The organism is Candidatus Methylomirabilota bacterium (assembly GCA_028870115.1).
Classification (GTDB): Bacteria; Methylomirabilota; Methylomirabilia; order Methylomirabilales; family Methylomirabilaceae; genus Methylomirabilis.
Map to the genome: position 1 here is coordinate 73736 of JAGWQH010000055.1, position 16561 is coordinate 90296.

Annotated in this window: 20 protein-coding genes; 13 read left to right on the forward strand and 7 right to left on the reverse strand. The window is 59.0% G+C overall.

The window, feature by feature from the left end:
- Positions 1–48 precede the first annotated feature (48 nt).
- Entirely contained in the window at positions 49–750 is a 702-nt protein-coding gene (gene nfi / locus KGL31_06490; GenBank protein ID MDE2321552.1) for a deoxyribonuclease V, read from the reverse strand.
- Positions 750–1547, reverse strand: a complete 798-nt coding sequence (thiD, locus tag KGL31_06495; GenBank protein MDE2321553.1) for a bifunctional hydroxymethylpyrimidine kinase/phosphomethylpyrimidine kinase — start codon at positions 1545–1547, stop codon at positions 750–752. Before thiD ends, nfi begins: the two co-directional genes overlap by 1 nt.
- Positions 1548–1781: 234 nt before the next feature.
- Between thiD and KGL31_06500 the strand changes: the two genes are divergently transcribed.
- From KGL31_06500 to KGL31_06540, 9 genes are all read left to right on the forward strand, one after another.
- On the forward strand, positions 1782–2648 hold the full coding sequence (locus KGL31_06500) for an HNH endonuclease (protein ID MDE2321554.1): 867 nt from the start codon (positions 1782–1784) through the stop codon (positions 2646–2648).
- Positions 2649–2722: 74 nt separating this feature from the next.
- Positions 2723–3055: a hypothetical protein gene (locus tag KGL31_06505; protein ID MDE2321555.1), complete on the forward strand. Its 333-nt coding sequence runs from the start codon at positions 2723–2725 to the stop codon at positions 3053–3055.
- A gap of 93 nt (positions 3056–3148) precedes the next feature.
- Positions 3149–3463, forward strand: a complete 315-nt coding sequence (locus tag KGL31_06510; GenBank protein MDE2321556.1) for a DUF433 domain-containing protein — start codon at positions 3149–3151, stop codon at positions 3461–3463.
- Complete coding sequence (locus tag KGL31_06515; protein MDE2321557.1) at positions 3463–3810, forward strand: DUF5615 family PIN-like protein; 348 nt, start codon at positions 3463–3465, stop codon at positions 3808–3810. Before KGL31_06510 ends, KGL31_06515 begins: the two co-directional genes overlap by 1 nt.
- A gap of 1073 nt (positions 3811–4883) precedes the next feature.
- On the forward strand, positions 4884–5171 hold the full coding sequence (locus KGL31_06520; GenBank protein ID MDE2321558.1) for a hypothetical protein: 288 nt from the start codon (positions 4884–4886) through the stop codon (positions 5169–5171).
- Positions 5172–5307: 136 nt separating this feature from the next.
- Complete coding sequence (locus KGL31_06525) at positions 5308–5565, forward strand: type II toxin-antitoxin system Phd/YefM family antitoxin (GenBank protein MDE2321559.1); 258 nt, start codon at positions 5308–5310, stop codon at positions 5563–5565.
- Between the two features lie 99 nt (positions 5566–5664).
- Entirely contained in the window at positions 5665–6171 is a 507-nt protein-coding gene (locus KGL31_06530) for a DUF523 domain-containing protein (protein ID MDE2321560.1), read from the forward strand.
- Between the two features lie 299 nt (positions 6172–6470).
- Positions 6471–6731, forward strand: a complete 261-nt coding sequence (locus tag KGL31_06535) for a type II toxin-antitoxin system RelB/DinJ family antitoxin (GenBank protein ID MDE2321561.1) — start codon at positions 6471–6473, stop codon at positions 6729–6731.
- Positions 6731–7003, forward strand: a complete 273-nt coding sequence (locus KGL31_06540) for a type II toxin-antitoxin system YafQ family toxin (protein ID MDE2321562.1) — start codon at positions 6731–6733, stop codon at positions 7001–7003. The genes KGL31_06535 and KGL31_06540 overlap by 1 nt, the downstream gene beginning before the upstream one ends.
- Positions 7004–7246: 243 nt before the next feature.
- On the opposite strand, the gene gcvPB is transcribed toward KGL31_06540, so the two are convergent.
- From gcvPB to gcvT, 4 genes are all read right to left on the reverse strand, one after another.
- On the reverse strand, positions 7247–8722 hold the full coding sequence (gene gcvPB, locus KGL31_06545) for an aminomethyl-transferring glycine dehydrogenase subunit GcvPB (protein MDE2321563.1): 1476 nt from the start codon (positions 8720–8722) through the stop codon (positions 7247–7249).
- An 89-nt stretch (positions 8723–8811) separates the two neighbouring features.
- Positions 8812–10161 (reverse strand): aminomethyl-transferring glycine dehydrogenase subunit GcvPA, encoded by a 1350-nt coding sequence (gene gcvPA, locus KGL31_06550; protein ID MDE2321564.1) that lies wholly within the window; start codon positions 10159–10161, stop codon positions 8812–8814.
- On the reverse strand, positions 10161–10547 hold the full coding sequence (gcvH, locus tag KGL31_06555) for a glycine cleavage system protein GcvH (protein MDE2321565.1): 387 nt from the start codon (positions 10545–10547) through the stop codon (positions 10161–10163). Before gcvH ends, gcvPA begins: the two co-directional genes overlap by 1 nt.
- A 17-nt stretch (positions 10548–10564) precedes the next feature.
- A complete protein-coding gene (gene gcvT, locus KGL31_06560) occupies positions 10565–11671 on the reverse strand; it encodes a glycine cleavage system aminomethyltransferase GcvT (GenBank protein MDE2321566.1) in 1107 nt (368 codons plus the stop codon).
- Between the two features lie 511 nt (positions 11672–12182).
- Here gcvT and KGL31_06565 point away from each other — a divergent pair.
- The 4 genes from KGL31_06565 to KGL31_06580 all read left to right on the forward strand — a co-directional run bounded on the left by KGL31_06565 (position 12183) and on the right by KGL31_06580 (position 16218).
- Positions 12183–13013, forward strand: coding sequence for a methyltransferase domain-containing protein (locus tag KGL31_06565; protein MDE2321567.1), 831 nt, complete (start codon positions 12183–12185; stop codon positions 13011–13013).
- Between the two features lie 109 nt (positions 13014–13122).
- Complete coding sequence (locus tag KGL31_06570) at positions 13123–14148, forward strand: type III polyketide synthase (protein ID MDE2321568.1); 1026 nt, start codon at positions 13123–13125, stop codon at positions 14146–14148.
- Positions 14142–14876, forward strand: a complete 735-nt coding sequence (locus KGL31_06575) for a methyltransferase domain-containing protein (GenBank protein MDE2321569.1) — start codon at positions 14142–14144, stop codon at positions 14874–14876. Before KGL31_06570 ends, KGL31_06575 begins: the two co-directional genes overlap by 7 nt.
- Positions 14877–14985: 109 nt before the next feature.
- Complete coding sequence (locus tag KGL31_06580; protein MDE2321570.1) at positions 14986–16218, forward strand: NAD(P)/FAD-dependent oxidoreductase; 1233 nt, start codon at positions 14986–14988, stop codon at positions 16216–16218.
- Between the two features lie 7 nt (positions 16219–16225).
- Here KGL31_06580 and KGL31_06585 read toward each other — a convergent pair.
- Positions 16226–16561, reverse strand: a 336-nt coding sequence (locus KGL31_06585; GenBank protein MDE2321571.1) for a cupredoxin domain-containing protein, incomplete at its 5' end; no start/stop codon positions are given.

Genomic DNA, 16561 nt, shown 5'->3' on the forward strand with positions numbered 1-16561 from the left:
ATGTCTTCCTACTTGTGCCACTCTTGGTAGCTAAAACCAATCGCTCTGTCACGCATGATCGCCTGGTGCGCTCCCCGCTCCGGCGGCAAGTCGCATCTTCGTTACTAACAGATGAGCGCGACGCTGAGGCTCAGGGAGTCGATAGCCGCGACAGATGGCAAGCACCGCCTGTACGGCAGCATCCAGATCAACCCGATCGCCCTGAGAGACAAAGACCGGCGCCACCCCATCTTTGGTCCGAAGGACCACACCGATCTGCTCGTCCTGATCCAGCAGCGGCGCCGCGCTTCCGCGGCACTTCCGCGGCTCCCGGTACGTCCCCACCAGGCGACTCTTCGCGCACCCGATCGAGGGAAGATCGAGCAGGAGGCCCAGATGACAGGCAAGTCCGAAGCGGCGGGGATGGGCGAGGCCGTGACCGTCGCAGATCAGGCAATCCGCCGATGTCTTGAGTCTCTTCCACGCCTTGATCACCGCCGGGATCTCTCGGAACGACAGAAGTCCCGGAATGTACGGAAAGTCTGCGCTCGCAGTCGCGGTGGCGAAATCCAGCACTTCACGCCCGTCGCCGCTCATGACGACGGCTCCGGCGAACATCCGCTTCGAACTCTTGTCGTACGCGACATCGACCCCCGCAATAGCACCAAACGGTCCGGTCCCGTACAGACGAAGCTGAGATCGAAGCTGGAGCTGGATCGCCATCGCCTCTTGCGGCGAGACGGTCCAGGGATGAAGGGTTCGGATACGCATCAGGACGGTGTGAGGCTCCGGGCGGCCGCCATCGGATCGGTCGGACCGAATCCCTTGCCAAGCCGAAACCCATGGCGGATCGCGGTCGTAATGAATCGCTTGGCGGCGGCAATCGCGTCCGGGACCGGACTGCCCTTGGCCAGCTCCGCGGTAATAGCTGCAGAGAAGACGCACCCGGTCCCATGGGTGTGCGGCGTATCGATCCGCTCGGCATCAAGCATGGTGAACGTGCTTCCGTCGTACAAGAGATCGATCGCGCGAATGCCGAGGTGGCCCCCTTTGAGGACGACATACCGAGGACCGAGACTGTGGATTCGCTGCGCCGCTTCGCGCATCTCAGCAAGCCCCACGATCCTCTGTTCCCAGAGCACCTCGGCCTCCGGTACGTTGGGCGTGACAACGAGCGCAAGGGGCAGCAGACGCTCGACGAGCGCCTTCACCGCCCTGGGTTGCAGTAGCGGCGCTCCACTCTTGGCCACCATCACCGGGTCGACCACCAGCCGCGTGATCGCATGCGCTGTTACCTTCGTTGCAACCACTTCAATGATCGCAGCGTTCGAGAGCATTCCGGTCTTGGCCGCATCGATCTCGATATCTTCCAGGACCGAGTCGATCTGGCGGCCGACGAACTCCGACGGCAGATCGTGTACCCCCTGGACGCCGACCGTATTCTGGGCCGTGACCGACGTGATCGCCGAGGTCCCAAATACCCCAAGGGCGGCGAAGGTCTTGAGATCCGCCTGGATCCCCGCCCCGCCCCCGGAATCAGAGCCGGCAATGGTCAGTGCTGTCGGCATCGGTCTCTCACCTCCGTTGTTATGACCAATCAGATCTCTCGCGGGACATGGCAGACCACGTACAGGTTTATCCAGCAGAATATCCAACAGTTGGTTTCTGTACCAGCGTTTTGTTCAAGGGTATTCCAAGGGGTGTGTCAGGGGTATCGTGTTGCATTTAACACACCAATATCGTAAAGTCCGTCCGAGAACTGTCGGCTAATATCTGTTGGGCTTCCGCCATGAATTCAGTCAATGGAGAGATTCGCGATGCCCGAGAACCCCTTTGATCTCCCGCTCGATGTCGCGGCGATTGTGATCCCGCTCGTTGCGGATGTCATTCAGCATGCGGCCAGCGCCGCCGGTGGGAAGTGGGGGCTGACAGACTACATGCCAGATATTCGCATTAATGTTGGCTTCACAGAGATCCTGACCACTCAAGAAGATCAACTCCGACTCATCCTTGATCGACGGCTCGTCGATCAGCAAATGTTGCCGCAGGCGGTCTCGGTAACGACGGGTCTGGGGGACGAACCTTACTATCCATCGATTCCGCACTCAATCTTGATCGAAGCCCCCTATCGTCCTATCGAAGACCTCGCTCGAACCACTGAGCAGGTTCGTCCTGGCCTCTACGCCGCAATTGTTTCTGCGGGTCGGCGAGGGGTTGGTCGGGGTGTCCGAATGGGGCACGCGCCGGACATGGTACGCGAACTCGCCAGATTCTTGAACCGCGACCTCCCGCAACCAGGCTATGTGGATGTGGGGGCGGGCTCCGCGCCCGCACTCCCGGATGCCATTTCGGGATCTGACCTCATGGAAGGAGCCCTGCACCGTGTCACAGCAAACCGCTTTGAACGGAACCAAATCGCTCGCCGCGCCTGTATTGCTCACTATGGTGCTTCATGTGTCGTGTGCGGCTTCTCGTTCGAACAGGTGTTTGGCATGAGAGGAAAGGGCTTCATTCATGTGCATCACTTATCGTCACTCGCGCGCCAACAAGGCAGCTATACCGTCGATCCTATTCGTGACTTGAGACCTGTTTGCCCGAACTGCCATGCGATGCTTCATCGGGATGATCCTCCAACCAGCATCGACGACTTAAGGACGGTAATGCACTGACTCGAAGCCTAACTACGGCCTGGAGCCGACGCGGTGGCCCGCGCGGCTCAGGCCCGGCGTTCGGCACGTGGGAAATGAGTCGCGCAGACAGACGAGCATCGCTGAAGCAAGCGTACAGGGAGCTGTACGCCGAGGTGTCGCGCCTCGTTCGTGAGGCTGATCCGATTCGTCTCATCGCGATCGGCGCACCGGATGACGAGTACGATGTGGAGGTGAGAACGATCTTGCCGCGCCTGCACGAGGCCACGTCTGCAAGTGATGTGCATCGGATCGTTTATGAGGAGTTCGTGCACTGGTTTGACGCCGACATCGCCGGGCCGCCTGAAATCTACGTAGCGGTGTCCGAGGAGATCTGGAACACGATGTGCACGTTGGCCGCGCTCCGCTTCGCTTCGCGCGCCAACTGATGCGCGCCGTTGGCGGCTCATGGATGAAGAGTTGCCTTACGGGGACGTCTATGACTATATTGTTGCCTGTTCAGAGAAAGGAGGTGTCTCCCGATGGCGGTCGTCGAAACGCGGTATGAACATGTGGTCTTGAACGAGGCGCAGGTTCCCATCATTGCCGGGACCACGATGAAAGTCATCGAACTCGTGGTCGAGAAGCAGGCTTACGGGTGGAGCCCGGAAGAGCTCCAATTCCAGCATCCTTCCATCACCTTGGGGCAAATCTATTCGGCGTTAGCCTACTACGCGGATCATCAGGCGGAATTGGATCAGGAGATTGAGCGGCGGCTGAATCAGATCACGCAGCAGCACCGGGGGCTGGGGCCAACTCCCCTAATCGCGCGCCTCAAGGCGAAGGGGTTGCTCTGATGGCTATTGCCCTCTATATGGATCATCACGTGCCGCGCGCGATCACGGTGGGGTTGCGTGTGCGTGGGGTGGCGGCACTCACCGCCGAGGAGGATGGGGCGCAAGGGTTCGAGGATCCTGCCCTCCTGGATCGGGCGGGGACCTTGGGACGGGCGCTTTTTACGCACGATGATGATCTCGTGACGGAGGCCGCGCGCCGCCAACGGGCGAGACTGCTCTTTGCAGGCGTGATCTACGCGCATCCCCTGCGCGTGTCCATTGGTCGGTGTATTCAGGATTTGGAGCTGATTGCCAAAGCAGGCGAGCCCGAAGACGTGGTCGATCACGTCCAATTTTTGCCCCTGTAAGAGGCCTGAGACCCGTACATCGGGCGCCTCAAGTTTCAGCCATCAGCCCTCGCCTAACATCGAATAGAGCCGACGCGTGTGAGCCATGAGTGCGCGCGGCTCAACGCGCACGTTAGACCCGAATTCGAAAGTCATAGGCCGGAAAGGAGCGATGAAAAATGATCACGAAGGGCGCGAAGCCAGTGCCCCTGCTCGTCACCAGCCAATTGAACCACACCGTTCGGGAGTACGACGCGACGACCGGCGCCTTCGTCAAGGTGGCCGCGTCCGGCGGCGCCTTGGGCGATCCGCTCGGCCTCGCTATCGGTCTCGACGGCAACCTGCTTGTCTCGGATGGCCAAACCAACCAGGTGAAGCGCTACGACAGCGGGACTGGCGCGTTCATCGATGTGTTTGCGTCGACCAACCTCGCAGGTCCTGCGGGCATGACCATCCACCAGGGCGTGCTCTACGTAACCAACTCGAATCCACCTCAGGGTGTCCAGCGGTTCGACGCCGCCACGGGCGTGAACGCCGGCAACTTCGTACCCTCGCTCGTCAACCCCAGCCCGCGGGACGTGAAGGTCAACCCCGCGAATAACCGCCTTTATGTGCTCTACTACAACACCGCCACCGTTGAGACGTTCGATCTCACGACCATGGCGTCGTTCGGCCTGCTGATGCCCGCTGGTAACCCGATCGGCTCCGGCGGTCTGTATACGCCATCGGCCATGACGTTTGGCCCCGACGGCAACCTCTACATCTCTGGCGGTACATTCGGAGGGAATCTTGGCGTCCGACGCTACAACCCGACAACGGGCGCGTTCATCGACTTCTTCGCCAACACCGGCAGCGACCTCTACGTCCCAATCGGAATCACGTTTGGTCCCGACAACAACCTCTACGTCGCCACGCAGAACGCTGCCAATGTCATGCGCTTCAACTATCCGACTGGGGCGTTCATGGACTTCTTCATCCCTGACGGCGGTGGCGGGCTGACAGCACCGTTCCACCTGACGTTTGGGGCAGGTCCGTGTCCAACCCTTACCTACACGTTGCATCGAGATTGCCTGAACAACGTAGACGATCCCGGCATGCGCTGGCAGATTGAAGGCGGCAAAGTGATGGAGGATGGCAAGCACGTCGCCAACTACTCTAGCGTGAAGCGGGTGAGCTGCGGAACGACGGCGCAGAACACTGCCCAGCTGTGGGTTACGCTCTTCTTCCTCGGTGGGAAGCCGCCCGAGAACATCACCTTGCTTGGTGCCCATGACTTCAATAGCGGAGGCGAGATCGGGAGTGTCGGCGCGGCGTCATCGGCTTTTTCGGCGTACATAGGAAAGCAGTTCCAACGCGTCGCAAACACTCTGACCATCGGATAACGCAAGGCGTATGGGTAAAGCATTTCTGACTCAGCCGGATTCTATGTCTGCAGTTGGGAGGCGTGCTTGGTCTGTCGGCTAATATCTGTTGGGCCACATAGGGCTTGCAAGGACCAGAGTGTATAGTATTACTCCTATGCGAACCGAACTCGTCACAACACTGAAGCGCCAAGCCACAGCACTTCTCTCCGAGCTGGAACGGAGCAAGGAGCCTATCCTCATTACACAGCACGGCGTACCAAGCGCCTACCTGGTGGACGTTGATACCTACGAGACCTTGCAGCATCGGATGCGCCTACTCGAAGGAATCGCGCGTGGGGGGAAAGCTATCAAAGAAGGGCGGACGCTCACTCATGCGCAGGCCAAGAAGCGCATGAATCGATGGCTGAAGTAATGTGGACCGAGCCCGCGCTGAGCGACGTTCCTACCTGCGCTACGCTCCTGCATGGCCGCGCGTGAACCTAAGCGTTAGGCTGCTGACGGAACACTCGCGATGCATCGAGTACTGGTGAGCGCGTGCCTGTTGGGTGAGCGCGTTCGTCACAACGGCGAGCACAAGCAGAGCCATGATAGCGTCCTTGAACGATGGCTGCGCGAAGGGCGTGTCGTGCCATTCTGTCCGGAAGTCGCGGGGGGGTTGCCTGTCCCAAGATCGGCCGCTGAGATCGCCGAGGCTGCGGGTGGGTCGAGCGTCCTGTCTGGCATCGGACGGGTCCTCGACGTGAATGGCCGTGATGTCTCCGAATTCTTCGTCGCCGGCGCGCAGCAGGCACTCGAATACGCTCGACTGGAGTCGATTCGGGTCGCGATCCTCAAAGAGGGTAGCCCATCCTGCGGCACGTCCTTCACGTACGACGGTACGTTTACTTCCCGACGAGTTCCAGGGCAAGGAGTCACCGCAGCTCTTCTCCGGCAAGCGGGTATCCATGTCCTCAACGAGTTCCAGTTCGAGGAGGCTGACCGAATCCTCGCTCAACTACCCCAGGAAGGCGAGCCCTGATTAGAATCCGTCGGCAGTCGACCGGCAAATCGATCTGACCGCTCACTGCAACGGACCCACTCCATTCGCCGCTGAGCTCGAAGTCGTTAGTGTAGTGTCCCAGAAATCTCTTTACATCTCGTTCGTGGTGAGCTTGTCGAATCCATGAACGGCACCTATTGATATTGTTAACCCTTCGACAGGCTCAGGGCGAACGGAATATGTCAAGAAGCGTTAGGGACACTACATTAGCAGGAAGAGACGACTTGCGTCTGTACCCCAATTGCGCTACAATGCTTTGAGGAAATGGAGGTGATATGATGAGCAAGACCGCAATGGTACGGGCCAGATTGGAACCAGACCTGAAAAACCGCGCCGAATCCATCTTTCACCGATTGGGCCTGAACGCAACGCAAGCCATCACGATTTTCTACAGGCAAGTTGAACTTCGTGACGGACTTCCGTTCGATGTCGTCGTTCCGACAGCAACCACGAAACGGGCATTCGAAGCTTCCGAGACCGGACGTGATCTGGTCGTCTGCGATGATGCAGACGACATGTTCCGGAAACTCGGTATCTGATGTACAAGCCCGTATATACACAGCAGTTCGCTAAAGACCTGGAGAGAAGCCGTCGTCGTGGCAAGAATTTCGACAAACTGAAGATCATTATCCGCAGCCTTCTTGCGGGGGAACCTCTGGATCCGATCCACCGTGACCATCGTCTCGTCGGCAACTTCATCGGCCGCCGTGAGTGCCATATCGAGTCCGATTGGCTGTTGATCTACAGAGTCGCCGGCGATCGGATGCACTTCGAGAGAATGGGCACACACTCTGACCTGTTTAAAACATGAGAAAGCACGACCACTGGCCGCGAGCGGCATACGTCGAAAGGCACGATTCCCAAAGGCCAGGGCGCCATCGGTTGCGTCATTGCTGAGCAACACCCCATGCGGCCGCGGCCGCACCACGGCCGGTGAAACCCCCCTCAATCCCCCTTTACGAAAGGGGGGGCAGGGGGGTTTATCTGAAGCTGACAGCTGAGCGCTGATTGCTGAATGCTATTTTCTAGGGAAATTACTGAGGTTGCTCTCCTCTCAACTTCCGCTCTTCTCCTTTGATGTCTTCCCCTTCCAACGCAAGTTCGGCTGGCGGGCCGCCTTGACTTCGTCAAGCCGCGAGACCTTGGTCTTGTGCGGAGCGGACCGGACCAGCTCCGGGTCACGCTCGGCCTCCTCGGCGATCCGCTTCATGGCGGCGATAAACCGATCCAGCGTCTCCTTACTCTCGGTCTCGGTCGGTTCGATCATCATGGCGCCTCTGACAATGAGGGGGAAGTAGATGGTTGGGGGATGAAAGCCGTAATCCATCAATCGCTTGGCGATGTCCAGGGTCTGGACGCCGTACCGAAGCTGACGCGCATCGGAGAAGACGCACTCGTGTTTGCAGAATTTGTCGTACGGCAGATGGTAGTGGTCCTTCAACTGATTCATGATGTAATTGGCATTGATCACGGCCACCTCGGCCACGCGGCGCAGCCCCGATGGACCCAGCGACCGGATGTAGGCGTAGGCCCGAACCAGCGCCGCGGAGTTGCCATAGAAGGCGCGCACCTTACCGACACTTGACGGCAGGTCGTTATTCAGGACGAATCGCTTCCCCTTCTTCTCGATAACCGGGACCGGCATAAATGGCGTCAGATGCGCCTTGAGACCCACCGGACCCGCGCCCGGACCGCCGCCCCCGTGCGGAACCGCAAACGTCTTATGCAGGTTAAAGTGTAGGACGTCAATCCCGGTGTCGCCCGGTCTCGAGATCCCGATGATGGCATTCAGGTTGGCGCCATCACAATAAACCTGCCCGCCCTTGGCGTGAACAATCTTGGCGATCTCGGCGATCTGATCCTCGAATAGCCCAAGGGTATTAGGGTTCGTGACCATGATGGCGGCCACGTCCTCGTCCATCGCGTCGGACACGGCCTTAGGATCCAGGCGGCCGTTCGAGCCGGACTTGATCTGTCGCACCTCGTAGCCACAGATGGCGGAACTCGCGGGATTGGTGCCATGGGCGGAGTCAGGGACCAGGACCCGTTTCCGCGGGCTCCCCTTCGATTCCAGGTACGCTCGGATCAGCATCATGCCCAGGATCTCGCCCTGGGCGCCGGCGGCCGGCTGGAGTGACACCCGGTCCATCCCGCTCACCTCTGCCAGGAACTGTTCCAGCTCATACATCAGCTCCAGGGCGCCCTGGATCAGGCCCTCCGGCTGGTACGGGTGTACGCAGGAGAAGCCTGGCAGCCGCCACACCTCCTCATTGATCTTCGGGTTGTACTTCATCGTGCAAGAGCCCAAGGGGTAGAAGCCCGTATCGACTCCGTAATTCCATTGCGATAGCCGCGTGAAATGCCGAACCACCTCGACTTCAGACAGTTCGGGGAAATCGGGAATGTCGTGCCGGAGAAGCTTCCTGGGCAGCAATCGCTCCGGCTTCAGCTCCGGGACGTCGCACTCGGGGAGCGTACATCCTCGCCGCCCTTGCGACCCTTGATCAAACAGGAGCGGCTCATGCATCATGAGCCCCCGGACGCCGATCCCTTCGCCCTCTTCCTCGCATTTGACGCTTTGCCCACAGGAAATCCCCCCATCCCCCCGCACCTCATCCTTCATCGCCCACCCCCCATTGCCTTGCAGAGCGCGTCGATCTCCTCGCGGCTGTTTTGCTCCGTCACACAGAGAAGTAGGCAATCCGAAAGCTCCGGGTAGAACCGGCCCAGTTCCACACCGCCGATGATTCCCTTGGCCAGTAGCGTGCGGTTCACCTGGGACGGGGTCCGCCTTTTCACCCGCACTACAAACTCATTGAAGGTGGGACCTGCAAACGGAAGCTCGTAGCCGCGGAGCTTAGAGATCGCTTCTTTGGCATAGGCCGTCTTGCGGAGGTTCAGCAGGGCCAGCTCCCTAAGCCCGGCTCGCCCCAATAGCGACAGGTGAACCGTCGCGGCCAAGGCACAGAGTCCTTCATTCGTACAGATGTTGGACGTAGCCTTCTCCCGCCTGATGTGTTGCTCTCGGGTGCAGAGCGTCAGCACGTAGCCTACCCTCCCGACCTTATCCTCGGTCTGTCCGACCAGGCGACCTGGCATACTGCGGAGGTAGGCGTCTTTCGAGGCGAAGAAGCCAAGGTAGGGGCCGCCGAAGTTCAGGTGGTTTCCGAACGCCTGGCCCTCTCCCGCGACAATGTCCGCCCCGCATTCGCCGGGAGATCGGACGATGCCAAACGACACCGGCTCGGCCACAGCTACGATCAGGAGGGCCCCGACGCGGTGAGCGGTCTCTGCGAGCTCATCTAGCGACTCCAGGACGCCGAAGAAGTTCGGGCTCTGGACCACAACGGCGCAGGTGCGGTCTGAAAGCGCCGCCTTCACTTTTTTCAGGTCGGTCGTGCCCTGGTCCGTATAGGGAACCTCGTGCAGGTGGAGGCCAAGCTTGCTCACGTAGGTGTGGGATACCGTCCGGTACTCCGGGTGTATGGCCATGGGCAGCACCACCTCCCGACGCCCATTGATCCTGTGAGCCATCAAGACCGCCTCGGCCAGGGCGCTGGAACCGTCATACATCGACGCGTTTGCCACCTCCATGCCGGTAAGCTGGCAGATCAACGTCTGGTACTCGTAGATCGCCTGAAGTGTCCCTTGCGATAGCTCCGGCTGGTACGGCGTATAGGCGGTGTAGAACTCCGACCTGAACACCAGGTGGGAGACGGCGGCAGGGATGAAGTGATTGTAGGCGCCTGCCCCCAGGAAGGAGGAGTATTGATCCACGTCTGCGTTCTTGCCGGCCAACTCCTTCATGTGCTTCCGCAATCCGGTCTCGGAAAGCGGCGGCGCCAGATTTAGCCCCCGCTTGAGCTTGAGCTTGGAGGGGATATCGGAAAACAGCTCGTCGCTCGACCGGACGCCGATGGCATCCAGCATCGCGCGGCAGTCGGCCTCCGTGTTCGGGATGTACTCCATCAGTGCTCCTCCGCCGCCAGATAGGCTTTGTACTCCTCAGCGGTCATCAGATTCCCCAGCTCGTCAGGATCAGCGATTCTGGCCACGATCATCCATCCCCGTCCGTAGGGGTCGACGTTGATCTGCTCCGGATTCGATTCGAGCGAGGAGTTGACCTCGAGCACCTCACCGGTCAGTGGACAGTACAGGTCGGAGACGGCCTTCACCGACTCCACGACGCCGAACGCCTCCATCTGACGCAGTACCCTCCCGACCTGTGGCATTTCAGCGAACACGATGTCGCCGAGTTGGCTCTGGGCAAAGTGGGTGATCCCGATACGTCCACGATCCCCCTCAACCTTGACCCATTCATGCGCTTTCGTATAGTGCAGCCCCTCAGGAACCATACTCACCTCCATAGCCTTCAACGTGCTCGCTTATAGAAAGGAGTTCGAACGACCCTCGCGGCAATGGGACTATCCCGAATCACAATGTCAAACTCGGTTCCGACAGCCGCGTACTGTACCGTCACATATCCCAGTCCGATGTTCTTCCCGAGCGAGGGCGCGGGTCCGCCGCTAGTGACCTCGCCGATCGGCTGACTGCCCTTGACCAAAGGATAGTGGGAGCGGGCGATCCCCCGACCAAGCATCTCGAACCCCACCAGCTTCCGGCTGATCCCAACCGCCTTCTGCCGCGTAAGCGCCTCGCGGCCAATGAACTCTCCCTTTTCCAGCTTCACAATCCAGCCGAGGTCCGCCTCCAGGACGGTGTGGCGATCGTCGATGTCCTGACCGTACAGGGCCATCTTGGCTTCGAGGCGCAAGGTGTCACGGGCGCCAAGGCCGCAGGGTTGTAAGCCAACCGGCGCCCCTGCCTCGAGGAGGGCATTCCAGAGGGTAGTCACATGCTGCGGTGGGATATAGATCTCGAAGCCGTCCTCCCCGGTGTAACCTGTCCGGGAGATACGGCAGTCGATGCCAATCACTTGTCCTTCGACAAATCGGAAGTATTTCAGCCTTCCCAATTCCACAGAGGTCAGCTTCTCCAGAATCTCCTGCGCTCTGGGTCCCTGGAGGGCCAGGAGGGCCATCTCGTCGCTGGTATTTCTGACCTCCGCGCCTGACACCATGTGCTCACGGATCCAGGCCAAATCCTTCTCGATATTCGCGGCATTCACCGTCAAGCAGTAGCCGTCACTCGTACACTTATACACGGTGATGTCGTCCACAAATGTCCCCTCGGAGGTAGTGAGGGCAGAGTATTGTACCTCTCCGACGGAGAGCCGAGACGCATCATTTGAGGTGAGGTGCTGCACCGCTTCCAGGGCGGCGGGTCCCATGATCTCAATCTCCCCCATATGCGAGACGTCGAACAAGCCCGCCTGCTCCCTGACGGCACGGTGCTCCTCCAGAATCCCGGCATACTGCACCGGCATCTCCCAGCCCCCAAAGGCCACCATCCTGGCACCAAGTTGGCAGTGTATCTCGAACAGCGGGGTACGCTTTAAGGGTCCGGTCGCTGCGCTCATCTACTACCTCTCAGCATCGGCAGAGTTGATACTGACCACAAGCAAAGCATAGCAAGGACATCTCTTCATAGTGCCATGGTAGCAGTATCGTCCGAGTAATGTGTACGGGGCCTATCGGGGAGAAACACGAGGGAAACCCAGCCTTAAAGACGCGGCGATCTTTAAACATCGATTGCTTCCTGTCAAGCGAAAAGTGGCGACTGCGTGGAGTCGGCAACGCTCGTGTACGCCCTCCCGCCCCCACGGCCTATTTCTTACAGAAGCAGTTCTTGACAGTCACCAATGACGGGACAGCAACGATAGCATAAGCACTCTTGCTGAATGACCAATGGGCGGCGCGAACACGCCTCGAGGCGGAGCTTTCCTGTTTGCATAATTCTAATCGGCAATGTATTCTGAAAATAGCCCACACTGTGTTCTGTAAGGGAGAAACAAAACTCTTAAACATATGTTTACTACAAATACATACGCAAAAGATTTTAAGTATTTTAAGGAGAAATACGACGAAAGTATGGAGCGTATGTTTGCGGCGGTCAGCGATCTTTACGCGGAGCGCTGGAATGATTTTTTTCATTTCGCACTGTTCAAGGATGAAAATGAAAGTTGGGAATCGGCTTTTAGCAATACTCACAAGAAATATTTAGAAGCCTTGCGGATTAAAAATGTGCCCAAGGTACTCGAACTGGGTTGCGGGAGAGGTGGTTTTACCAATGTTCTTGCTGAACATACCTCTGGTGACGTGTTGGGAATCGATATCTCCCGTTCCCAACTTTCACATACCAGTAGATTTAAGCGGCCGAATTTACGTTTCAAGCACTACGACATCATGAAAGTTGATGAACTCGGAGAAACGTTTGGCGCCGTAGTGCTCATGGACGTCGATTGCTATTTACCAGATAAAAGAGTAGCTGTGGAAAAAATCTCGCACGTTATGAATCCCGGAGCTCGTTTCCTCCTGCTCGGATGGTGTAAGCAGGATGGGCTGAACTCAATTCAGGAAGAACTTGTCTTGCATCCTTTTATGAAGTACTGGGCCATACCCAGCCTTGAGACGCCAGAGAATTATAAGAAATATTTTGATCAAAACGATTTCAACATCATTGAAATTACCGATCTGAATAATCAAGTCAAGCGTAACTGGGAATTCGGTTACGAGTCAGCATTGACGGGTATCAAGAAGCTTTCATTCGAAGATCTTCCGCACCTTATCTGGAAAGGTATGAAGTTGGGAAGCGACGGCATTAGGCTTATGAAAGAGCAATTTCCGGCAGCCATCTACATTAAAGTCGCCTACGATGTCGGCTTTCTTCGCTACATCTACTTCTTAGTAGAGAAGAAATAGGTCACATGTCCTTTTCCAGGCATCCAGATTGAAGTTCGCGTAAACGGATTAGCCGTAGGCCTTGTGCCCGCGAGTGAGGAATCCGGATGTCGCATCTTCAGGAGGCTCTATGCCCAACCCCAGGATCGTAGCCCTCGGCACCGCGAACCCGACCACACAGTTCTCTCAGGAAGAGCTCCTGGCCCTCGCGTCGTATACCGACGAGCGACGGCGGGGCTTTTTCCTGCACAGCGGCATTGAGCAGCGGCATCTGTATGTAGATAAGGCCACCTTTCGCCCCACTGAGACCACGGACGAACTCAGCGACCGGTTCCGTAAAGGAGGCGTCGAAATCGGCAGCCTGGCGATCCAGCGCGCCCTGGAGACGTCCGGGTGCTCCGCACAGGAGATCGACTTCATCGCGACCACCACGTGCACTGGCCGACTCTGCCCCAACCTCGACGCCCATTTCGTCCGGGAATTCAGAATGAAGGAGGGGGTCCAACGGGTGCATGTGGGGGATATGGGCTGCGCCAGCGGGATGATTGCGCTACAGCAAGCCTACAACCATCTCCGAGCCTTTCCTGATCATCGGGCCCTGATCGTCTCGGTAGAGATCTGTTCCTCGACCTATTACCTCGATGACTCTCTCGAAACCGCAGTGGCCAACGCAATCTTTGCCGACGGGTCCGCTGCGGCGCTGCTGGCATCAGATAGGGATGGGATCAAAGTCATGGGCCACATGAGTCTGGTCCGTTCGGAGCACCTTGATCTGATGGGGTTTACCTATCCGAACGGGCGACCCCGCATCCTGTTGTCCAAGGAGATCAGGGGAATCGGCAGCGCCATGATGAAGGGGCTGGCAGAGGCAATGCTCGATCGCTACCATCTCAAGCAGGAGGAGATCCGATTCTGGGTCCTGCACTCCGCCGGTAGAGGGGTTCTCGAACGGACGCAGCGCGAGATGGGGCTCGGTGACGCCGACCTCCGCTTCTCCCGCCAGGTGCTTCGCCAATTCGGGAATATGTCGTCGGCCACGGTGCTCTTCGTCCTCAATGAAGTGATCAGATCCGGGCAGGCATCCCCAGGCGACCTGGGCGTGATGATTGCGCTCGGGCCGGGCTTCTGCGCGGAGGGTGCGCTGCTGCGATGGTGACGACCCGGCTGCTCCTCCCTCGCCTCCAAGGGGTGGCGGAGTTGCTGGACCGCCCGAACTACTCTGATAAGGAGATCCGCGAGAACCTGCGTGATCTGGAGCGGCTGAACCGATACTTCGGAGGTGTGCGCACGGTACTTTTCCACCTCGGTCGCACGGTGGGCAAGCATTCACAGGGCCCCTTCACGATCCTGGATACCGCGACCGGCGGGGCCGATATTCCTCGAGCCATCTGTCGTTGGGCTAGAAAGCGCAAGCTTGCTGTTGCCATCGAAGCCGTAGACCGGAGCGACCAGGTTCTGGCGGCTGCAACCGAATGGTCGATCGACTTCCCGGAAATCCGACTGCGGCAGGCGCATGCGCCGCCCCTGCCCTACCCTGACCACAGCTTCGACTATGTCATCGCCTCTCTCTTCTTTCACCACCTGAACGAGGCGGAGGGGGTCCTCCTGCTGCAGGAGATGGCGCGGGTCGCTCGACGCGGGCTGCTGGTCAATGACCTATTGCGCAGCCGGCTCGCCTGTCTGCTGACTGCGATGACTACACGGCTGCTATCCGGCAATCGTCTGACGCGCCACGACGGCCCGATGTCGGTCCTTCGTGGTTTCAGACCAGAGGAGTTGCGTCGCATGGCGACCGAAGCCGGTCTTGCCGATGTACGGCTGAGCCGCCATCTCTGGTTTCGCATCGCCCTTATATCCACTCAGACAGATAGACAGATAGACTGAAGCCTCTTAGGGGTAGAAATCAAGAAGATCGTACATGGCTTCATTCGGGCCTTGCGAGATCATGTATCGCCTTCAGTCTTCAGCCTAAATACCTGAGTCGTTACACATTATGCCACAGACCGCTGTAATCATTGTGGGCGCCGGTCCAGCCGGATCGGTCCTGGCCGGTCTTCTGGCGCAGCGCGGGGTTGACACGCTGCTGCTCGACAAGGCGACCTTCCCACGCGAGAAGATCTGCGGCGACTATCTCAGCCCGGGAACCGTCAGATGCCTCGATCAACTCGACCTCCTGGAGGAGGTACGCGGAGCCGGGGCGCGGCGCCTGGGGGGCATGACGATTATCTCTCCGGACGGTACGACCTTTACAGCCGAATTTCCCGCCATCACCGGAACCAATGGGGCTCCCCCGTTCGCGCTTTCTATCCCAAGGGCCATGCTTGACAGCCTGTTACTGACATGGGCTCAGGGCTTCGGAGCGAAATGCGTCGAAGGGTTTCGCGTGACCGATCTGATCCGGGAGAGCGGGCAGGTTTGCGGTATCACGGGGATTGGTCCAGCGGGTCCAGAGACGTATCGGGGGCGGATCGTCGTGGGAGCAGACGGGCGAGACTCAGTAGTCGCCCGACGACTCGGCCTGTACCAGCCTCATCCGTCGCTGCGTCGGATGGCGCTGGTCGCCTATTATGTAGGGGCACGTTGCAACGTGCCCCTACGGGATCACGGCCTGATCTGCATCGGCAACCGGTCGTATTGCATCCTCAACCCGATCGGCGAGCGGCTGACCAACGCCAGCATTGTGGTGGACCAGGGGATCGTACAAGGCTGCAAGGGGCAACTTGACGAGCTGTTCGATAGCACGCTGCAAGCGTTTCCCTTTGCACTGAGCGCGCTTCGTGACGCGGGCCGACGTGGACCGGTCCGATGCCTCGGCCCATTGGCATTCCGATCGAGTCGCAGCGCCAAGGCCGGCGCGCTGCTGATTGGAGACGCAGTGGGCTTCTATGATCCCTTTACCGGTGAAGGGGTAGGTCATGCCCTCTACAGCGCGAAGCTCGCGGCCCGCGAGATCGCCTCGGCCCTTGCCGATGGTGATGGCGGCCTCACGGAGGCTCACCTCGTGCGGTTTGATGATGAGCAACGCAAGGCCTTGATGGGTAGGAAGCGCCTGGGCGCCGCGCTGCAGGCCGTCATTCGCCGACCCCGTGCTGCCAATGCCGTCGCGCGGCTGCTCCGCCGGCATCAACCTCTTGCGGACCTGCTGCTCGGCGTGATTGGTGATCTACTCCCGCCGCACGCGCTCTTCTCGGCACGCGCCTTGATTAACATCCTCCACCGGGAATAAGCCTCTGCTACCTGATTGCAAGCTTCCCCTTATGGTCGAGCGGACTGATCCACGGAAACCTGGTGCAGCCAAACTTGAAGACCCCGGACCGCTCTGCTAGAAACTCAACGGTCGTTTCCTGCCCCGGCTCGAGATAGCGCCTGACATCGAGACCGGGGATCGAGAAGACGTGTCTCGCGCCGTCGCTGCGAATTGTGACTTTGACCAGCGCCGATCTCCCTTCTCGGTCCACCGCGATCACAGAGGGCTCACAGCGATAATTCCTGGCGACCATCGTAAAGGAGAGTCGTTTGGCTTCTACAGGGATACCGGCTGGGGGGGAGAGGTCGGGAAAAAGAGTGGC

What these genes read in the sequence shown, in the direction of transcription:
- gcvPB (MDE2321563.1), bottom strand. Translation starts at nt 8,722, where the DNA reads ATGATGCATGAGCCGCTCCTGTTTGATCAAGGGTCGCAAGGGCGGCGA.
- nfi (MDE2321552.1), bottom strand. Translation starts at nt 750, where the DNA reads ATGCGTATCCGAACCCTTCATCCCTGGACCGTCTCGCCGCAAGAGGCG.
- KGL31_06575 (MDE2321569.1), top strand. Translation starts at nt 14,142, where the DNA reads ATGGTGACGACCCGGCTGCTCCTCCCTCGCCTCCAAGGGGTGGCGGAG.
- gcvH (MDE2321565.1), bottom strand. Translation starts at nt 10,547, where the DNA reads ATGGTTCCTGAGGGGCTGCACTATACGAAAGCGCATGAATGGGTCAAG.
- KGL31_06520 (MDE2321558.1), top strand. Translation starts at nt 4,884, where the DNA reads ATGCGCTGGCAGATTGAAGGCGGCAAAGTGATGGAGGATGGCAAGCAC.
- KGL31_06530 (MDE2321560.1), top strand. Translation starts at nt 5,665, where the DNA reads ATGCATCGAGTACTGGTGAGCGCGTGCCTGTTGGGTGAGCGCGTTCGT.
- KGL31_06500 (MDE2321554.1), top strand. Translation starts at nt 1,782, where the DNA reads ATGGAGAGATTCGCGATGCCCGAGAACCCCTTTGATCTCCCGCTCGAT.
- thiD (MDE2321553.1), bottom strand. Translation starts at nt 1,547, where the DNA reads ATGCCGACAGCACTGACCATTGCCGGCTCTGATTCCGGGGGCGGGGCG.
- KGL31_06525 (MDE2321559.1), top strand. Translation starts at nt 5,308, where the DNA reads ATGCGAACCGAACTCGTCACAACACTGAAGCGCCAAGCCACAGCACTT.
- KGL31_06565 (MDE2321567.1), top strand. Translation starts at nt 12,183, where the DNA reads ATGGAGCGTATGTTTGCGGCGGTCAGCGATCTTTACGCGGAGCGCTGG.
- KGL31_06540 (MDE2321562.1), top strand. Translation starts at nt 6,731, where the DNA reads ATGTACAAGCCCGTATATACACAGCAGTTCGCTAAAGACCTGGAGAGA.
- KGL31_06570 (MDE2321568.1), top strand. Translation starts at nt 13,123, where the DNA reads ATGCCCAACCCCAGGATCGTAGCCCTCGGCACCGCGAACCCGACCACA.
- KGL31_06515 (MDE2321557.1), top strand. Translation starts at nt 3,463, where the DNA reads ATGGCTATTGCCCTCTATATGGATCATCACGTGCCGCGCGCGATCACG.
- KGL31_06580 (MDE2321570.1), top strand. Translation starts at nt 14,986, where the DNA reads ATGCCACAGACCGCTGTAATCATTGTGGGCGCCGGTCCAGCCGGATCG.
- KGL31_06505 (MDE2321555.1), top strand. Translation starts at nt 2,723, where the DNA reads ATGAGTCGCGCAGACAGACGAGCATCGCTGAAGCAAGCGTACAGGGAG.
- KGL31_06535 (MDE2321561.1), top strand. Translation starts at nt 6,471, where the DNA reads ATGAGCAAGACCGCAATGGTACGGGCCAGATTGGAACCAGACCTGAAA.
- KGL31_06510 (MDE2321556.1), top strand. Translation starts at nt 3,149, where the DNA reads ATGGCGGTCGTCGAAACGCGGTATGAACATGTGGTCTTGAACGAGGCG.
- gcvPA (MDE2321564.1), bottom strand. Translation starts at nt 10,161, where the DNA reads ATGGAGTACATCCCGAACACGGAGGCCGACTGCCGCGCGATGCTGGAT.
- gcvT (MDE2321566.1), bottom strand. Translation starts at nt 11,671, where the DNA reads ATGAGCGCAGCGACCGGACCCTTAAAGCGTACCCCGCTGTTCGAGATA.